We start from the raw sequence: 19,395 nt of genomic DNA on the forward strand, positions 1-19,395 counted from the left end.
CGTGTCATCTTACCTCACCGCCGACACCCGCATGCAAGACGATGCCCAGCTCCCGCCGGCCCACGACGAGGCCCACGACGAGGCCTACGACCCGTTGCACGACGCGCCGGGTATCGAGTTTGTGGTGGAGGACGTGGACTTTGAGCTGACCGATGCCACCGAGCTGACCGAGTGGATTGAGCGCGTAGCGGCCGTGCACGAGCACAAAATCGTGCAGCTCACCTACATTTTCTGCTCCGACGAGTACCTGCACCGCGTGAACGTGGAGTACCTCGACCACGACACGTACACCGACGTTATCACCTTCGATAACGCCGACGATGCCGACATCATCGAGGGCGACGTGTTTATTTCGGTGGAGCGGGTACGCGATAACGCCCAATCGCACAACGTGAGCTTCCGCGACGAGCTGCACCGCGTGATGATACACGGCGTGCTGCACCTGCTGGGCTACAAAGACAAAGACCTGCTGAGCCAGACAGCCATGCGCAAGAAAGAAGACGACTGCTTGTCGCTGCGCACCTTCTAGCCCTTATCAGCTGCTGATCTTATTTGAAAACGCCCGCCCAGCTGCGGGCGTTTTTCGTGTGTGCCCTAGGTCATTCGCCGTTAGGCAAGCTCAGCCACCTAGGGTTAGGAACTATCCGCGCTTGCGCTTACTCTTGTAGTTGTTCGGCACCTGGGCAGGCCTGGGTGCGGCGCTTTTCGCTATGTCCGTCTCTCCATCTTCGTTGCCCGTTATTCAGGGCGAGGTGCTCGATTTTTACTTAAGCCAGGGCTACTACCGGATGCACCAGGACCTGTTTACCTGCCGGTTCCTGCCCATCGACGAAGGCCTGTACACGGTGCACTGGCTGCGCCTCGACCTAGGGCGCGTATCGTTCGGCACGGAGCAGCGCCGCCTGCTGCGCCAGAACAAGCGGTTTACGGCCGTGGTGCGCCCGTTTCGGCTTACCACCGAGTACGAAGAGCTGTACGCCCGCTACCGCAGCACCGTCACCTTCGAGGCACCCGAAACGGTAGAGGCTTTCTTGCTGGCCGGCGCCCGGCACAACGTATTCACCACCCACGTGATCGAGCTACGCGACGGGGAGCGGCTGATTGCCGCCGGCATTTTCGACAGCGGCGAGCAGAGCCTGGCGGGCATCATGAACTTTTACGACCCCACGTACCGCAAGCACAGCCTGGGCAAGTACCTGATGCTGCTCAAGATTATCTATGCCTTGCAGGAGGAAAAGGCCTATTACTACCCCGGCTACGTGGTGCACAACTACCCCAAGTTCGACTACAAGCTGTACCCCTGCCCGGCCGCTACCGAGGTGTACGACGCAGCCGCGCGCCACTGGCTGCCATTCTCCTGGGATATTGTAGCGGCCCAATCGGCTGAATTGCTGAAGGATTGGCCGCCCAAGTTTGGCGAAGAAGGCGAGGCGGAGTAAGGAGCTTATGTGCCCTAGGTCGGCAGAGCCCGATTGGCCGATGGCAGCCCTTAGTCAGCTCGTAATCAGCTTATCACCCGAAAAAGCGGCGGAGTGCGTATCTTTGCGCACGTTCTGAGCGGGTTAGACCACAAGTCAGTTGCCATCCGAAAACCGTTTCTGCCAGGCGTGGAAGCGGTTTTGTGTTTTGGCACAAAACGCGGGCTAACGCTGTTCATACCCTCCGAAACAACCCTCCAGCTATGCTGACTCAGGAATACGATGTGATTGTGGTAGGCGCCGGCCACGCCGGTTGCGAAGCAGCGGCGGCCGCGGCCAACCTAGGCTCGAAGGTGCTGCTCATCACGATGAACATGAACACCATCGCGCAGATGTCGTGCAACCCGGCCATGGGCGGGGTGGCCAAAGGCCAGATCGTGCGCGAGGTGGACGCCCTAGGTGGCCAGAGCGGCATTATCACCGACAAAACCATGATTCAGTTCCGGATGCTGAACCGCTCGAAGGGCCCCGCCATGTGGAGCCCGCGCGCGCAAAGCGACCGGATGCGTTTTGCCGAGGAGTGGCGCCTGACGCTGGAAGGCATTTCAAACGTTGATTTCTGGCAGGAAGCCGTAACTGGCCTGCTGGTAGAAGGCGACGTGTGCGTAGGCGTGCGCACGCAGCTCGGCATCGAGTTCCGCTCGAAAACGGTGGTGCTCACGAACGGCACTTTCCTGAACGGCCTCATCCACATCGGCGAGAAACAGTTTGGGGGCGGCCGCGCCGCCGAAAGCAAGAGCACCGGCATTACGGAGCAGCTGCGCGACCTAGGGTTTGAAACCGGCCGCATGAAAACGGGCACGCCGCCCCGCGTGGATGGCCGCTCGCTCGACTACGCGCGCATGGAAGAGCAGCCCGGCGACGAGGAGCCGAGCAAGTTCTCGTACCTCGATACGCCGCGCCTTGCCAAGCAGCGCCCCTGCTACATCACCTACACCAACGAGAAGGTGCACGAGATTCTGCGCACCGGCTTCGAGAAGTCGCCCATGTTCCAGGGCCGCATCAAGGGCCTGGGGCCGCGCTACTGCCCCTCGGTGGAGGACAAGATCAACCGCTTTGCCGACAAGGACCGCCACCAGATTTTTGTGGAGCCCGAAGGCTGGAGCACGGTGGAGGTGTACGTGAACGGCTTTAGCTCGTCGTTGCCCGAAGATGTGCAGTACAACGCCCTGCGCCAGATTGCCGGCTTCGAAAATGCGAAGATGTTCCGGCCCGGCTACGCCATCGAGTATGACTTCTTCCCGCCCACGCAGCTGCACCTCACGCTCGAAACCAAGCCGGTGCGCAACCTTTACTTCGCGGGCCAGATTAACGGTACCACCGGCTACGAGGAAGCTGCTTGCCAGGGCCTGATGGCCGGCATCAACGCCCACTTGCGGGTGCGCGAGCAGGAGCCGTTTGTGCTGCGCCGCTCCGAGGCCTACATCGGCGTGCTCATCGACGACCTGGTGAACAAGGGTACCGACGAGCCTTACCGCATGTTTACCTCGCGCGCCGAGCACCGCATTTTGCTGCGCCAGGACAACGCCGACCTGCGCCTCACGCCGCTGGCCCACAAGCTGGGCCTGGCTTCGGATGAGCGTATGCAGCGCGTGGAGCAAAAGCGCCGGCAAACCGCCGACGTGCTGGAGTACCTCAACAAGAAAGCCGTGGAGCCGGGCGAAATCAACGGGCTGCTGGTGGAGCTGGGCTCGGCCCCGATCAGCGAGAAAACCCGCGCCGTAAACCTGCTGCGCCGCCCGCAAATCGAGCTGGCCGATTTGCAGCGCGCCCTGCCCGAGCTAAACCAGTACCTAGGCACCTACGGAGCCGAGGCGCTGGAGCAGGCGAGCATTCACGTGAAATACGAGACCTACATCGAGAAGGAAAACCAGCAGGCCAAGCGCATGGGCGAGCTGGAAGACGTGCGCATTGTGGGCCGCCTCGACTACAAGCAAATGCCCGCGCTGTCGCACGAAGCCCGTGAAAAGCTGCTGCGCATTCAGCCCGAAACCATTGGGCAGGCCTCGCGCATCAGCGGCATCTCGCCGGCCGATATTTCGGTGCTGATGGTGTACCTCGGGAAGTAATTAGCAATGCTGAATTATGAATTCTGAATTGCAGCTTTGCGACCTGATTTGCTGACGGGCGCCTGGACAGCTGACTAAATTCATAATTCAGCATTCATAATTCAGAATTAACCAAAGGGTGTCTTTAGAACGCGTAGAACAGTGCCCGGTGTGCGGGCAGAACGACTTTCGGCCGAAAATGACGGTGGAGGATTACTCCGTCAGCCACGAGCAGTTTACCATTGTGCAATGCACCAGTTGCACGTTGCTGCTCACCAACCCGCGCCCCGACGCGGCCAGCATCGGCCGCTACTACGAAAGCAACGACTACGTTTCGCACTCCGACACGCGCCAAGGGCTCATCAACCAAGTTTACCAGGTGGCGCGCTCGTTTACGCTGCGCCGCAAGGTGGCCCTCATCAACCGGTTTGCCAGCCGGCCCGGCCGCGTACTCGATTACGGCTGCGGCACCGGCTATTTTTTGGCGGCTTGCCAGAAAGCCGGCTGGCAGGTTGCCGGCGTCGAGCCGAACGCTACGGCCCGGCAGCTGGCCGAGCAGCACACCGGCCAACCCATCGGCACCGGCGACCTAGGGCAGCTGGCATCGGCCTCGTTTGATGTGATTACGCTGTGGCACGTGCTCGAGCATGTGCACGAGCTCAACGCCACGCTGGCCGAGCTGACGCGCCTGCTCAAACCCGACGGCGTGCTGGTTGTGGCCGTGCCCAACGCCGCCAGCCCCGATGCCCAGTACTACCGCGAGCAGTGGGCCGCCTACGATGTGCCCCGCCACTTGTACCACTTCACCGACAAAACCATCGGTCTGCTCTTCGGCAAGCACCAGCTGCAGCTGCGCCAAACCCTGCCGCTGCCGCTCGATGCGTATTACGTGAGCATGCTGAGCGAAAAATACCGCGCCGAGCGCGACGGCGGCCTGCTGGCGGCCGTAAAATCGGGCTACCAATCGAACCGGCAGGCCAAGCAAAAAGGCGGGCAATACTCCAGCCTGATTTTCGTGGCGGGCAAAAACCACCAGGCCGGGCAAGCCTAGGTAGCCACGGCAGGGGAGGGGCTAGGGGGGGCGCCCACCCGGGCCCCTGGGTACTCTGGGGGCGTTGCCGGCCTGCCACCACCTAGGGCATAGTAGCGGGCCGGCTTGGGTGCTGCTCAAGCGCCCCGCAATCCGTTTGTATTTTCGCCCATCCGGCGGCGCCTGTGCGTACAAGCGCTGCCGGGCGGCCGTACTTAGCCCAAGGGTTGTGCGTTAGCTTCGGCGCGGGCAGCACGCTGCGGCAGGGCGGCCTGCCCGTGCGCCTTTATACTTCCCCGATTCTGCATGTTCGTACGCCCTCATTTGCTGTTGTTGCTGCCGGTTGGGCTTTCGGTAGCGGGTTGCGCGGCCATCAGCCAGCCCGAAGGGGGCGCCCGCGACACCGTGGCGCCCAAATTCGTGAGCAGTTCGCCCAAAAACGGCGCCACCAACGTGTCGCAGCAAAGCATTCGGCTGGAGTTTTCGGAGCCGGTGCAGCTGAAAGACCTCAGCAAAAACCTGATTATTACGCCTAGCCTGGCCGAGGGCAACGAGTACAAAGTTCGGGAGGAGCGCAATGCCGTGGAGCTGCGCTTCGAGAAGCCCCTCGACGAGAATACCACGTACGTGTTCAACTTCGGGGAGGCCGTAACCGACATTACCGAGAACAACAAGGCGGCCAATGTGGTGCTGGCCTTTAGCACCGGGGCGGCCCTCGACTCGGGCTCGGTAAGCGGTACAGTGGTGCAGCTGCTCACGGGCCAACCCGAACCCGACGCCGTTATTGCCCTGTACCCCGCCCGCGACACGGCCGACATTCGCCGCACGCGGCCCTACTACCTAGGGCGCTCCGATAAAAGCGGGGCCTTTCGGCTCAGCAACCTGCGCACCGACAGTTACCGGCTCTATGCCCTGATCGACCGAAACCAGAACACCCGCTACGAAGAGCCCGAGCGCATTGCCTACCTGCCCCAACCCGTGCAGGTGCAGCCCCGGGCCGACTCCTTGCGGTTGTTTACGGTACGGCCCGATTCGCGCCGGCCGCTTATTCAGTCGCAACAACCGGGCGCGGCGCAATTCCGCATCGGCTACAACGAGGGCCTGCGCCAGCTTACGTTGGCGGCCCTGGGTGGGCAGCCCACGCCCGAGCTTAACCAACTGGTTGCCCTGGCCGAAAAAGGCCGTTCGGGCGTGGTGTACCGCGCCGCCGCCGTGCCGCCCGGGCGTTACCTCGTGTCGGCCACCGACAGCGCCGGCAACGTGGGCGCCGATACGGTAAACGTGCGTTTTGAGGGGCAGGCTGCGCCGGTGCGCAAGGGCCCGCAGTACCAACTGCCCAACAACCAACGCGAAACGCCGGCCACGGGGCAGCTGCGCCTGCAGTTCGCGGAGCCCTTGCGCCTGGCCACCAACAAGCCCTTTGCTACGCTGGTAGAAGACTCGACCACGCGCCGCCCGTTGCGCGCCCCCGCCGACGGCCAGCTCAGCCCTGACCGCACCCAGCTCATCATCAACCTGAACACACGGGCGCGCCGCGCCATTACGCTGGTGCCCGATAGCACGGCCATTACCGGGGTTTCGGGCCTGTCGTTGGGGCTGCGGCCGGTGCGTTTGCGCATCACCGAGCAAGCCAGCACCGGGAGCCTCTCGGGCACGGTGCAAACCACCGCCAAGCGCTACGAGCTGCAGCTGCTCGACGACAAATTTCAGCTGGTGGCCGCGCTGCAAAACCCGCGCACCTTCCGCTTCGATAACCTGGCCCCCGGCGACTACCGCCTGCGCGTGCTCGTGGATGCCAACAACGACGGCCGCTGGCTTGGCGGCGACCCGGCCCTGCGCCGCCCGGCCGAGCCGGTGTGGCTTTACCAGCAGCCCCTGAAGGTGCGCGCCAACTGGGAGGTCGAAGACATTCGCCTCAGCTTTTAGCCCGCATGCTATGCATGCCGCCCCGGTGCCCTAGGTGCCGGGGCTTTTTTGTGCTGGGGCAGGGGCTCCGGAGATCATCTATATTCGCAGAAGTAACTATACACTGATTTTCAGCAGCATTGTTCGGGGCTGATATTCAGTTATCCACGAATCCACAGGCCATTGTGGACTACTCGGGCCTGTTCGCGGCGGCCCAAGCCCCACCGGGGGATAAGCCGTGGAAAACGACTGTATAACCGGTGGACACCGGTGGAGAACTTTCGGAAAAGTTTTTTTGGCATTTCGCACCCCGTACCACTGCCAAACCGGTGTGAATAGCGGTGGACAACTTCCCCACGGTTTGGGCGCTATCCACTATGCACACCGGTGTTAATTCACAGGGCTGTGCACAATCCTGTGGATTGTCGAAAACACCGTTAAGTATCTGGCAACAAGGCGAGTACTTTTAACATACCCTGTGGAAAGGCAGTGTATAAGTGCGTTCTTGTGCACATGTTATCAAGCCGTGTGCATAAGCCCCATTTTTATCCACTTATGCACCGCCCTAACAACTGAAGACAAAAAAGATTTTTAAAATTTTATTTAGTGAAAAGTTATTAGGCAGGTGGATAAGTTGGGCCGGCCGGAAAATGCCGCCGGAAGAAGTCGGCCCGAAAAAAAAGAGCGCCGCGGCTCGCGCCGGAAAAAGCCCGACCCGAAACCGGGGCGCCAGCGAAGGAAAGCCCGCCGCAGGTTCGGCTTCGCAAAAGGAACCCTGCCGCAGCTCGTGCGAAAACCCCGGCTCACCTAGGCGGCCGCGCCCCCGGCCCACACCAGCTGCCCGGCCACCTAGGGCCGTGGGCAAATCATTTGGGCGGCGGTTTTGCGTATACAGCCACTCATTGCTGCCGCACCGCCCTATGCCGTTCGATTACACCCTCGACTTTCGCCACGTCGATTTCCGCGCCCACCCCGAGCTGTACCGCGTGGGCAAGGGTGAGCAGGGCGTTTTGCTCGTGGAGCCCTATAAGAGCGAGATCCTGCCCTTCTGGCGCTTTCGTACACCGGCGGTAGCCCGCGAGTCGTCGGAAGCGATTTACGAGCTGTTTCTGGCGTATTTGGGCAAAGCCGATTTCGTGGGGGCCGACATGGCCCGGAAGTTTCTGCAGATGGGCTTTACCCGAGCCCGCCGCTACGCCAACCACCGCGGCGGCAAAAAGTACGACGGCCCCGTGCCCGACGATAAAAAAGGCCAAAGCGGGGCCCACGGCCGGGCCGAGCTGCCCCGCACCCCCGAAGACCCTGTGAAAGCCGAGGCCGCGGCCATCTTCAAAGCCAAATGGGACGAGGCCAAGCACCACCCCGAATACCTGCGCCAGAAAGCCGAGTTCGAGCAGCGCTACGGAAAATGAGTTGTTAGTTGTCAGGTTCGGGTTGTTAGGTTGTGTATGTTCCGCCTCTCCACGGATGCCGCCAATAATTCACAACCGGCAACTCACCACTATCAACCGACAACTCGCAACTGACAACTGAACCCAACACCTACCTTTACCCCACTACCAACCCTTCAAACCTCCCTCCGCGATATGAATACGCTCCAACCCCGCAGCACCGAGGAAAACGAAATCGTGTTGGGCCAAGGCATGGGCCCGCTGAAGTTTGGCGCCAGCATGGACGAAGTGCGCGCCCTGATGGGTGAGCCCGAAGAAATCGAAGAGTCGGAAGACGACGACGAGTTTGAACACCAGGCCTGGAACTACCTCGAAGAAGGATACTCGCTGTACTTCGACCGCGAAGACGACTACCGCCTCTCCTGCATCGAAACCGACCACCCCGGCATGCGCCTCTACGGCGAGCCCATCCACAGCAAGTCGCTCGAGCACGTGCAGGAGCTGATGCGCCGCCACGGCCACGGTGCCGGCGAAATGGAAAAGGTGGATACCGGCGAAGTGCGCCTCTCGTACGAGAAGGAAATGATTGACTTATACTTTGATGAAGACGAGCTGCAGTTCGTGAACTTCGGCGTGTTCATCAACGACGACCTGGAGGTGCAGTGGCCCGCCTAGGTGCTACTTATCCACAAAAACCGCGTTTTTGGGTGTTGATAAGTTGATAAGTATTTGAAAACAAAAGATCAACGCCCCGAAACCAACGTTTTTTTAGCGAAGCGCGTACAAGCCTGCTTGGGCGCCGAGTAGCTGCCAAACAAAAAGCCGCCCCGTTGCTGGGGCGGCTTTTTTGTGCCTTTCGAAGAATACGGTTGCGCTTACAGCAGCGCCCGGAACAGCAGGAACAGCACGCCCGACAGCGCCATGGTTACGGGCAGCGTAAGCACCCAAGCCAGCGCAATGTTGCGCACCATGCCGGGGTTCAGGTTTTTGATACCGCGGTTGGCCACCATGGAGCCCGCAATGGCCGACGACAGCACGTGCGTGGTGGAGGAGGGCAGGCCCGAGGCCGTGCTCAGGCCAATCATGGTAGCGGCAATCAGCTCCGACGAAGCACCCTGCGCGTAGGTAAGGTGCTCCTTGCCGATTCGCTCGCCAATGGTTACCACGATGCGCTTCCAGCCAATCATGGTACCGATACCTAGGGACAGCGACACGATCAGCACTACCCATTTGGGGGCGTAGTCGGTAAAGCTGCGCATGTTCTTGATGCCTTCGTCGTAGGCCTCGCGGTCAGCGGGGCTCAGGCTTACCCGGTCGCTATCCATCAGCTTTTTGGCCCGGGTGTAGGTCAGCAGAATGGCCTTGCGAATCTGGAAACGGTCGGTTTCGGGCAGCTGCTTCACGTCGGTTTTGCCGGCGAAAATGCGGTCGAGGTTAGCCGTTTGCTGGTTGATATCGGCCAGGGCTTTTTGCTCGTCGGGGGCCAGCTCGGCCGGGTTGATCTTGCGCATTACCTGCTCCACGCGCACGAGCGAATCGCGCATGTCGAGCGGGTTCTTCGACTCATCGAGCGCAAACTTGATGGGCACAATGCCAATCAGGATCAGCATGATCAGCCCTACGCCCTTCTGGCCGTCGTTGGAGCCGTGGAAGAAGCTTACCAGCGTGCAGGTGGCAATCAGGATCAGGCGAATCCAAAGGGGTGGCGGCTTGCGCTTGTGCGGCTCCTTAAAGATGGCTTTCGACTTGACGAACCGCTTCAGGATGAACATCACCAGAATGGTAAGCGTGAAGCCAAACAGCGGGCCAATCAGCAGCGCAATGCCGGTTTCGGTGGCCTTGCCCCAGTTAACAGCGGCGCCGTTGGAGCCGGGCAGCAGCGAAAAGGCAATGCCCACGCCCAGGATGGAGCCGATGAGCGCGTGCGAGCTGGAAGCCGGGATGCCGTAGTACCAGGTGCCCACGTTCCAGATGATGGCGGCCAGAATCAGGGCGCCCACCATGGCAATGCCGTGGTAAATGTTCTGGTCGACGAGGCTCTCGACGGGCAGCAGGTACACAATGCCCATGGCCACGGTGATGCCGCCGCCAAACACGCCGATGAAGTTCCAGAAAGCTGACCAGACCACGGCTATCCAGGGCCGCAGCGTATTGGTGTAAATGACGGTTGCTACCGCGTTAGCAGTGTCGTGAAAGCCGTTGACGAATTCGAACGCGCAGGCGGCAATCAGACACACCAGCAGCAGCAGGAGCACTTGGGGCTCTAAGCCAAGCATATTGGTGAGGGTTAGTGAGCAAAAAAGTTTGGCCGCCCAAAAGTACGGGCCACCGAAAAGGGCACAAGATTATGAAATTGTTACTCGATACGCCCGCACCGCGGTCAGCAGAATAGGCCTTGTACCATTGCTTCTACAAAAAGTTTAGTCGGCGGGCTTTTACCGGAAGCCGTACTTTTGCCCCATGAGCAACCCGACGCAGAAACCAACCCTCGAAAATACCCAGCTGAAAGACATTGTTGCCCACGCCAAGGAATACGGCTTCGTGTTCCCGTCGTCGGAAATCTACGACGGCCTCGCGGCCGTGTACGATTACGGCCCCAACGGCGTGGAGCTCAAGAACAACCTGAAGCGCCTGTGGTGGGAAGCCATGACGCAGCTCAACCCCAACGTGGTGGGTATTGACGCGGCCATCTTCATGCACCCGCTCACGTGGCACGCCTCGGGCCACGTGGCTGGTTTCAACGATCCGCTCATCGACAACCTCGACAGCAAGAAGCGCTACCGCGCCGACGTGCTGGTGGAGGAAAAAGCCGCGCAGTACGAAAACAACGGCGAAGTGGAGCGCGCGCAAGCGCTGCTGCAGCACCTGGGCCGCCTGCTCACCGACAACGACCTAGGCGGCGTAAAGCAGCTTATCATCGACGAGAAGATTACCTGCCCGGTATCGGGTACCGGCAACTGGACCGACGTGCGCCAGTTTAACCTGATGTTCTCGACGCAGGGCTCGGCCGTGGAAAGCGACGCCGCCCAGATTTACCTGCGCCCCGAAACCGCCCAGGGCATTTTCGTGAACTTCCTGAACGTGCAGAAGTCGGCCCGCATGAAGGTGCCCTTCGGCATTGCGCAAATCGGCAAAGCCTTCCGCAACGAGATTGTGGCCCGCCAGTTCATCTTCCGGATGCGCGAGTTCGAGCAAATGGAGATGCAGTTCTTCGTGCGCCCTGGCACCGAAATGGAGTGGTACCAGCAGTGGAAGGAAACCCGCCGCCGCTGGCACGAGGCCCTGGGTTTGCCCGCGGCCAAGCTGCGCTTCCACGACCACGAGAAGCTGGCCCACTACGCCAACGCCGCCGTCGATATCGAGTTTGAATTCCCCTTCGGCTTCAAGGAAATCGAGGGCATCCACTCGCGCACCGACTTCGACCTGACCCAGCACCAGGAGCTCTCGAAGAAAAAGCAGCAGTACTTCGACGCCGACATCAACCCCGAAACCGGCAAGCCCTACGGCAACTACGTGCCCTACGTGGTAGAAACCTCCGTGGGTGCCGACCGCCTGTTCCTGGCCACGCTCTGCAACGCCTACACCGAGGAAACCCTGACCGAGGGCGAAGGCGAGCAGCAGCAAACCAAGCAGCGCACCTACCTGAAGCTGCACCCCGCGGTGGCGCCCATCAAGGCGGCCATCTTCCCGCTGGTGCGCAAGGATGGTTTGCCCGAAAAGGCCCAGCAGATTTTCGACGAGCTGCGCCACGACTTCCGCATCATCATGGAAGAGCGCGACGCCATCGGCAAGCGCTACACCCGCCAGGACCTCATCGGCACGCCGTTCTGCATTGCCGTCGACCACCAGACGCTGGAAGACGACACCGTAACCGTGCGCCACCGCGACTCGCGCGAGCAGGTGCGCATGCCCATTGCCGAGCTGCGCCAGTACATTGGCCAGGCCGTAAGCTTCCGCCGCATTTTCGAGCAGCTGTAAGAAGCCCTAGGTGCTACAGAAAAGAAGAGGCCCCGGACGAGTGTCCGGGGCCTCTTTGTGTTTCAGATGGGTGCTGATGCCGCTGCCACCTAGGGCATGGCGCGCGAGGCGACGCAGCGGAAGCGAGCCTGCCCGGGCCGGAACGTGCTGCCGGCCGGGCAGCTGCCAATGCTGTAACGATACTGCCCCTCGCTGGGTAGCGAAGCCATAAACATGGGCTGCGCAGCACGGTTGGGTTGCGGGCCTAGGTGCACCTCGGTAAGCCACTGCTCGTAGGAGAGCGAGGCCGGGGCGCTACGCCGCAGGTTAAGCAACAGCTTGCCTACGTGCTGCGCCAGCATGTGCTCGAGGGCACCGTGGTAACCCCCGCCAAAGGATAAGTGGCGGTAGCTAGCGGAAGCGGTAAGCGGTAACGTATCGGATACGGCACCGCGGCGGGGCGCTGCATCCGGAGTAAAATGCCATGTCATTGTGTGCATACGGGCCGCCGAGCAAGGGTGGGTTGCGTGGGCTGGCAGAAAACTAAGCACATATACGCGCTTTACAACGCTATGAGTTACAAATACTTGCACTATTGATGCTTTTTCGGTGCTAGGTGCAATCGGCCCCGGAAAAATAGCCCCACCGGCATTGCGTACCTTTGCCCCAATTTTCCTGCCGTAGCCGATGTGGAGTAAGCTTGCCCTGCTGATTATCAAGAACCGCCGCCTGCTTGTTGGGGTGCTGGCGGTCATCACCGTGTTTATGGCCTGGAAAGCCAAGGACGTGGAAATGACCTACGACTTTGCCCAGGTCGTATCGCCCGACGACCCGGACATGGTATACTTCCAGGAGTTCAAGAAAACCTTCGGCGAAGACGGCAACGTGCTGGTGCTGGGCATGCAGGATAGCTCGGTGTACCGCTTGGGCAACTTCAACGAGCTGCGCATGCTTACCGATACCCTCGGTAAGGTAGAAGGCGTGAACGGCGTGCTATCGGTAACCAAGCTCATTCAGCTTACCAAGGATACCGCCAACCAGCGCTTTGCCGCCGAACCCATTTTCCGCACGTTTCCGCAAACCCAGAAGGAGCTCGACTCGCTGATGCAGATCGTGAACCGGCAGGAGTTCTACAAAGGCCAGCTTATCAGCCCCAGCACCGGGGCCACGCTCATGGCCCTTACCATGGACCCCAAGTACCTGAACTCGTCGCGGCGGCAGGCCGTGATGCAGGACATTCTGGCCCATGCCGAGCGGTTCACCCAAAAAACCGGCATCAAGCTGCACTACGCCGGCCTGCCCTACGTGCGCTCCACGATGACAAGCAAGGTGGCCGGCGAAATGAAGTTTTTCCTGATGCTGGCGGCGCTGGTTACCAGTGCCACGCTGCTGGTGTTTTTCCGGACGTGGTCGGCGGTGGTGTTTCCGCTACTGATTGTGGGCGTGGCCGTTATCTGGTGCGTGGGCACCATTGTGCTGCTCGGCTATAAGATTACGCTGCTTACGGGCTTGATTCCCAGTATCCTGATCGTAATCGGGATACCCAACTGCACGTACCTGCTCTCGCGCTACCACTACGACTACCGCATTTCGGGCAACCAGGTGCTGGCCATGGTGCGCGTGGTGCGCAAAATTGGCCTGGTTACGCTGATGAACAACACGGCCACGGCCACGGGCTTTTTCGTGTTCTGCTTCACCAACATTGCCATTCTGTACCAGTTTGGCTGGGTGGCCACCATCAGCATTTTCGCGGCCTTTTTCATCTCGATCATTCTCATCCCGATCGTATTTACCTACCTGCCGCCGCCCACGCCCAAGCAGCTCGAGCACCTCGATGCCAAGCCGCTCACCAAGCTGCTCGAGTTCTTCGACTACCTGGTGCTGGAGCGCCGTGGGCTGGTGTACGGTACCGCCATTGTGCTGTGCGCCCTAGGTGCCCTGGGGGCCAGCCGGCTGCAGTCGGTGGCGTACATGGTCGATGATCTGCCCAAAAACTCGTCCGTCAACGCCGACCTCAAGTTCTTCGAGCAGCATTTCAACGGCATTATGCCGCTCGAAATCGTGATTGACACCGGCAAGAAGCGTGGCATTCTGAAGCTGAAAAACCTCGAGCGCATCGACCGTCTCGAGAACTACCTGCGTACGCAGCCGGTGCTTACCTCGCCCATCAGCATTGTTACCTTCCTGAAGGCCTCCACCCAGGCCTTCTACAACGGCGACCCGGCGTATTACCGCCTCCCCGACAACTCCGAGCGCAACTTTATCCTGAGCTACCTGGCCCGCTCGCAGGGCAAGGAGGGCTCGGGCATGGACAACAAGCTGCTGCGCTCCTTTGCCGACTCCACGGGCCAGAAGGCACGCATTTCCCTCAAGATTGCCGACATCGGTTCGCGCAACCTCGATACGCTGCTGCTCAACAAGATCGAGCCCAAAATCAAGGAAATCTTCAACGGTACGGGCATGGAGGTGAAGCTAACCGGCACCACCATCCTGTTCACCAAAGGCAACGAGTACATCATCGGCACGCTGCGCAACAGCCTTATCCACGCGTTTGGCCTGGTGGGGCTTATCGTGCTGGTGCTGTTCCGCTCCATCCGCTCGGTGTTCTTCACGCTGCTGCCCAACTTCGTTACGCTGCTGCTCACGGCCGGCCTCATGGGCTACTTCGGCATTGCCCTGAAGCCCGCCACGGCCCTGATTTTCTGCATCGCCCTAGGTATCGACGGCGACAACTCCATTCACCTGCTGGCCAAGTTCCGGCAGGAAATGGCCACCAACGGCCGCCGCGTGCGGGCCGCCATCAGCACCACGCTCTCGGAGGCCGGCACCAGCATGATTTACACCAGCATCGTGCTGTTTGTGGGCTTTAGCATCTTCGCGTTCAGTGAGTTTGGCGGTACCAAGGCCCTGGGGCTGCTGATGTCGGCCTCGTTGCTGATTACCAACTTCTCGAACCTGATTTTGCTGCCCGCGCTGCTGGTAACCTTCGAGCACGGCAAGGACGAAACCATCGACCGCGCCCTGATTCAGCACTACGACGACCAGTACCACGAGGAGGACGACGACCTGGAGCTGAACCTCGATAAGATGACCGTGCAGCCGCGCCTGCCGCACGGCTCGCCCGCCGAACGCGGCCCTGCCACCACCTAGGCGCGCAGCCGCCTGTGCCTGAGCCTTTTTGCTTTCTCCTTTGTTTGCTTTCGATAACCGACTTTCCTAGCCCAACCCAGAGCTAAAAAACCAGCGCCGATAGCTGCCCTTAAGCGCAGAGCCGCCTAGGTGCTGAGGCCTTCTGACCGATGAGATACCCCGAATACAAACAGCCCTTCGATTACGCCCAGGTTGGCACCGATATCCTGCGTTGGTGGCAGGAAAACGGCATTTTCGAGAAAAGCGTGAGCACCCGCGAGGGCCGCGAAACGTTCGTGTTCTACGAGGGCCCGCCCTCGGCCAACGGCGCGCCCGGCATTCACCACGTAATGGCCCGCACGGTAAAAGACATTTTCTGCCGCTACCAAACGCTTAAGGGCTTTCAGGTAAACCGCAAAGGCGGCTGGGACACCCACGGCCTGCCCATTGAGCTGCAGGTAGAGAAGGAGCTGGGCATCACGAAGGAGGACATCGGGAAGAAGATCAGCATCGAGGACTACAACCAGCGCTGCCGCGAAACGGTGATGCGGTTTAAGCACCAGTGGGATGACTTGACCGAGAAGATGGGCTACTGGGTGGACCTCAACGACCCCTACATCACCTTCGAGCCGGAGTACATCGAGAGCTGCTGGGCGCTGCTGAAGAAGCTCTACGACAAGGGTTTGCTCTACAAGGGCTACACCATTCAGCCGTACTCGCCGGCGGCCGGTACCGGCCTCAGCTCGCACGAGTTGAACCAACCCGGCACCTACCGCGACGTGAAGGACACGACCATCGTGGCCGAGTTCGAGGTGAAGCGCAACGAGCAGTCGGAGAAGCTGTTTGCCCTGGCCGACGGCCTGCCGGTGTTCGTGCTGGCCTGGACGACCACGCCCTGGACGCTGCCTGCCAATACGGGTTTGGCCGTGGGCAAAAACATCCGCTACGCCGTGGTGCGCACCTTCAACCCCTACACCCGCGAGCCGCAGGTAGTGGTGCTGGCCAAGGATTTGCTGAGCCGCCACTTCTCCGAAAAAGGCGCTGAGGCTTGGCTGGACGAGTACAAACCCGGTGATAAAGTGCTGCCCTGGCGCCAGGTGGGCGAGTTCAGCGGCGCTGAGCTGGTGGGCATCGGCTACCAGCGTTTGTTCGGCCGCGAAGTTGGTTTCCCGGCCTTCGAAGGGGAGGAGCGGGCTTTCCGCGTAATTCCTGGTGACTTCGTAACCACCGAAGACGGTACCGGCATTGTGCACATCTCGCCCACCTTCGGCGCCGATGACTTCCGCGTAGCCCAGCAAAACGATATCCCGGCCCTGCTTGTCGTCGGCGACGACGGCAAGCCCGGCCCCATCGTGGACCGCACCGGCCGCTACGTGCCGCAAATGGGCGAATTTGGCGGCCGTTGGGTGAAAAACTACGACGGCCACGACGACTCCGCCGCCGACTACCGCACCCTCGACGTGGACATCAGCGTGCGCCTGAAGGAGCGCGGCCGGGCCTTCAAAGTGGAGAAGTACGAGCACACCTACCCGCACTGCTGGCGCACCGATAAGCCCGTGCTGTACTACCCGCTCGACTCGTGGTTTATCAAGACCACGGCCGTCAAGGACCGCCTCATCGAGCTCAACAAAACCATCAACTGGAAGCCCGAAAGCACCGGCACCGGCCGCTTCGGCAACTGGTTGGAGAACCTGGTTGACTGGAACCTGAGCCGCTCGCGCTACTGGGGTACGCCGCTGCCCATCTGGCGCACGCAGGATGGCACGGAGGAGCTGTGCATTGGCTCGGTGGAGGAGCTAAAGCGGGAGATTGACAAGGCCGTAGCGGCCGAAATCATGACCCACAACCCCTACGCCAACGGCGAAAAGGTAGACCTGCACCGGCCATACGTCGACGATATTTTCCTCGTGTCGCCGTCGGGCCAGCCCATGTACCGCGAGCCGGACCTCATCGACGTGTGGTTCGACTCGGGCGCTATGCCCTACGCGCAGTGGCACTACCCGCTCGAAAACGAAGGTCAGTTCAAGAAGAATTTCCCGGCCGATTTCATTGCCGAAGGTGTCGACCAGACGCGCGGCTGGTTCTTTACGCTGCACGCCCTAGGGGTGATGCTGGAAGACTCGGTGGCGTTTAAGAACGTAATAGCCAACGGCTTGGTGCTCGACAAGAACGGCAACAAGATGTCAAAGCGCCTCGGCAACGCCATCGATCCGTTCGAAACCATCGGCAAATTCGGGCCCGATGCCACGCGCTGGTACATGATTGCCAACGCCCAGCCCTGGGACAACCTGAAGTTCGACCTGGCTGGCATTACGGAGGTACAGCGCCGCTTTTTCGGCACGCTGTTCAACACGTACTCGTTCTACGCCCTCTACGCCAACCTCGACGAGTTCCAGACCCGCGAGTTCGACCGTGTGCCGCTCACCGAGCTGTCGGAGCTGGACCGCTGGATTCTCTCGAAGCTGCAGTCGCTCATCTTGGAAGTACAGGGTCATTTCGACAACTACGACCCCACGAAAGCGGCCCGCGCTATCCAGGATTTCGTCACCGATCAGCTCTCCAACTGGTACGTGCGCCTCTCGCGCCGCCGTTTCTGGAAAGGCGAGCTAACCACGGATAAGCAGGCCGCCTTCGAAACCCTGCAGCAGTGCCTCGTGGTGGTGTCGCAGCTGATGTCGCCCATCGCGCCCTTCTTCGCCGAGTGGCTCTACAAGAACATGACCGACGGCATGCGCGCCGAGGCGGTGGAAAAAGCTACCCCGCTGCGCTACGAATCGGTGCACCTCACGGAGCTGGTAGAAGCCGAAGAAAGCCTGATTGACAAGGCTTTGGAAGAGCGTATGGACTTGGCCCAGCGCATCAGCTCGCTTACGCACTCGCTCCGGAAGAAATCGGTACTGAAGGTGCGTCAGCCGCTGCAGCGCATCCTCGTGCCGGTGCTCACCGAGACGACTCGCGAGCAGGTAGGGAAGGTAGAGGACCTGATTTGCGCCGAGGTGAACGTGAAGCACGTGGAGTTCCTCGACGATACCTCGGGCGTGCTGGTGAAGTCGGTGAAGCCCAACTTCAAGCGCCTAGGTCAGCAGTTTGGCCCGCGCCTGAAGGCCGTGGCGGCCCGCATTCAGCAGATGACGTCGGAGGAAATCGGCCAGCTCGAAAAGGCTGGTCAGCTGATGGTAGAGGTTGAGGCTCAGGAGGTAACGCTTTCGCCGGAAGACGTGGAAATCCGCACCGAAGACCTGCCCGGCTGGCTGGTAGCCACCGACGGCCCGCTGACAGTTGCCCTCGACGTAACCCTGACCGACGAGCTGCGGCACGAAGGCGTAGCCCGCGAGCTGGTGAACCGTTTGCAGAATCTGCGCAAGGATTCGGGCCTCGAAGTGCAGGACAAAATTCGGGTGACCCTAGGTGCCGACCAGCCCGAACTGGTACAGGCCGTGCAGGAATTCGGCGATTATATCCGCACCGAAACCCAAGCCCTGTCGCTGGATCTGGCGAATGGTCTGACGGACGGCGCCGTGCTCGAATTTGACGAGTACAGCGTGCCGGTGCGCCTGGAAGTCGTAAAAAGCTGAGCCACAGTAGCCGGGCGGCGTGCTAAATTCGCCGCCCGGCACACCGGCGCACAAAATGCCGCCGGAGTAGTCTGAAAAGGTCAAAAATCCCCATTTTCAAGCCCGGAAGGGCAAACCTATCGGCACAAAGCCCGACAGAATCTTGTGCCAAGCTAGTCTAAGATTGGGGTGTAGCGGTGTGCCAACTGCAGTCCAATTCGGCCCGGCGGCTAAATCAGCGAATTCATGAAATACTGGAAGTACTACCTGCTCGCGCTGCTGGTAATTGTTATCGACCAACTCTCGAAGTGGGCCGTGCATACCTACATGCAACCGGGCATGCCGGGCGAAATTCCACTGCTGGGCGACTGGTTTAAGCTGCACTACACGCTCAATCCGGGCATGGCTTTCGGGGTAGAGTTGCCGCCGCCTTACGGCAAGGTGTTGCTCACGAGCTTCCGGTTGGTGGCCGTTACGGGCATTGCGTACTACATCTACCGCTTGCGCAAACAAGGCATGCCCAGCGGCCTGATCTGGTGCGTGGCCGCCATACTCGGCGGGGCCATCGGTAACCTTATCGACTCAATTTCCTACGGCCTGATCTACGACAACGCGCCGTTTGGCTCGCCCACGCCGTGGTTCCACGGCCAAGTTATCGACATGCTGTACCTCGACCTGTACGAAGGCTTCTTGCCCGACTCCTGGCCGCTGATTGGCAACATGCACGTGTCGCTCTGGCCCATCTTCAACATTGCCGATGCGGCCATTTTCCTGGGGGTGATGTTCATTTTGCTGAACCAGAACCGCTTTTTCCACCCGCATCCGCAGCCAGCCCACCATGCCGAACACCGTTCTGATGCCGAAGCTGCCACCGAAATAGCCTAGGTACTCCGGATTATGTTA

At 60.5% G+C, this 19,395-nt stretch carries 13 protein-coding genes; 11 read left to right on the forward strand and 2 right to left on the reverse strand.

From position 1 onward, the window contains the following. Position 1 precedes the first annotated feature (1 nt). From ybeY to OIS50_RS15130, 7 genes are all read left to right on the forward strand, one after another. Complete coding sequence (gene ybeY / locus OIS50_RS15100; RefSeq protein WP_319805299.1) at positions 2-529, forward strand: rRNA maturation RNase YbeY; 528 nt, start codon at positions 2-4, stop codon at positions 527-529. A 181-nt stretch (positions 530-710) separates the two neighbouring features. Continuing rightward, positions 711-1,439 carry a GNAT family N-acetyltransferase gene (locus OIS50_RS15105; RefSeq protein WP_264691468.1) on the forward strand — a complete coding sequence of 243 codons (729 nt, stop codon included), beginning with the start codon at positions 711-713 and terminating at the stop codon, positions 1,437-1,439. 245 nt (positions 1,440-1,684) lie between these two features. Then, positions 1,685-3,547 (forward strand): tRNA uridine-5-carboxymethylaminomethyl(34) synthesis enzyme MnmG, encoded by a 1,863-nt coding sequence (mnmG, locus tag OIS50_RS15110; RefSeq protein WP_319805330.1) that lies wholly within the window; start codon positions 1,685-1,687, stop codon positions 3,545-3,547. A gap of 118 nt (positions 3,548-3,665) precedes the next feature. Then, a complete protein-coding gene (locus OIS50_RS15115) occupies positions 3,666-4,577 on the forward strand; it encodes a class I SAM-dependent methyltransferase (protein ID WP_264691470.1) in 912 nt (303 codons plus the stop codon). Between the two features lie 285 nt (positions 4,578-4,862). Then, positions 4,863-6,482 carry an Ig-like domain-containing protein gene (locus tag OIS50_RS15120; RefSeq protein ID WP_264691471.1) on the forward strand — a complete coding sequence of 540 codons (1,620 nt, stop codon included), beginning with the start codon at positions 4,863-4,865 and terminating at the stop codon, positions 6,480-6,482. 899 nt (positions 6,483-7,381) lie between these two features. Continuing rightward, positions 7,382-7,873 (forward strand): DUF4385 domain-containing protein, encoded by a 492-nt coding sequence (locus OIS50_RS15125; RefSeq protein WP_264691472.1) that lies wholly within the window; start codon positions 7,382-7,384, stop codon positions 7,871-7,873. A gap of 174 nt (positions 7,874-8,047) precedes the next feature. Further along, on the forward strand, positions 8,048-8,527 hold the full coding sequence (locus OIS50_RS15130) for a hypothetical protein (protein ID WP_264691473.1): 480 nt from the start codon (positions 8,048-8,050) through the stop codon (positions 8,525-8,527). 200 nt (positions 8,528-8,727) lie between these two features. On the opposite strand, the gene OIS50_RS15135 is transcribed toward OIS50_RS15130, so the two are convergent. Beyond that, the gene (locus tag OIS50_RS15135; RefSeq protein ID WP_264691474.1) at positions 8,728-10,128 is read right to left on the reverse strand and encodes an inorganic phosphate transporter; all 1,401 of its coding nucleotides are present in this window, start codon (positions 10,126-10,128) and stop codon (positions 8,728-8,730) included. A gap of 184 nt (positions 10,129-10,312) precedes the next feature. Between OIS50_RS15135 and OIS50_RS15140 the strand changes: the two genes are divergently transcribed. Beyond that, positions 10,313-11,830, forward strand: a complete 1,518-nt coding sequence (locus OIS50_RS15140; protein WP_264691475.1) for a glycine--tRNA ligase — start codon at positions 10,313-10,315, stop codon at positions 11,828-11,830. Between the two features lie 89 nt (positions 11,831-11,919). Here OIS50_RS15140 and OIS50_RS15145 read toward each other — a convergent pair whose 3' ends face one another. Then, on the reverse strand, positions 11,920-12,309 hold the full coding sequence (locus OIS50_RS15145; protein WP_264691476.1) for a hypothetical protein: 390 nt from the start codon (positions 12,307-12,309) through the stop codon (positions 11,920-11,922). A gap of 187 nt (positions 12,310-12,496) precedes the next feature. On the opposite strand from OIS50_RS15145, the gene OIS50_RS15150 reads away from it, so the two are divergent. From OIS50_RS15150 to OIS50_RS15160, 3 genes are all read left to right on the forward strand, one after another. Then, positions 12,497-14,959 carry an efflux RND transporter permease subunit gene (locus OIS50_RS15150; protein ID WP_264691477.1) on the forward strand — a complete coding sequence of 821 codons (2,463 nt, stop codon included), beginning with the start codon at positions 12,497-12,499 and terminating at the stop codon, positions 14,957-14,959. Between the two features lie 149 nt (positions 14,960-15,108). Then, positions 15,109-18,513, forward strand: coding sequence for an isoleucine--tRNA ligase (ileS, locus tag OIS50_RS15155; protein WP_264691478.1), 3,405 nt, complete (start codon positions 15,109-15,111; stop codon positions 18,511-18,513). Positions 18,514-18,738: 225 nt separating this feature from the next. Beyond that, on the forward strand, positions 18,739-19,377 hold the full coding sequence (locus tag OIS50_RS15160) for a lipoprotein signal peptidase (protein WP_264691479.1): 639 nt from the start codon (positions 18,739-18,741) through the stop codon (positions 19,375-19,377). Positions 19,378-19,395: the final 18 nt, after the last annotated feature.

Origin of the sequence: Hymenobacter sp. YIM 151858-1 (assembly GCF_025979705.1) — a bacterium.
Classification (GTDB): Bacteria; Bacteroidota; Bacteroidia; order Cytophagales; family Hymenobacteraceae; genus Solirubrum.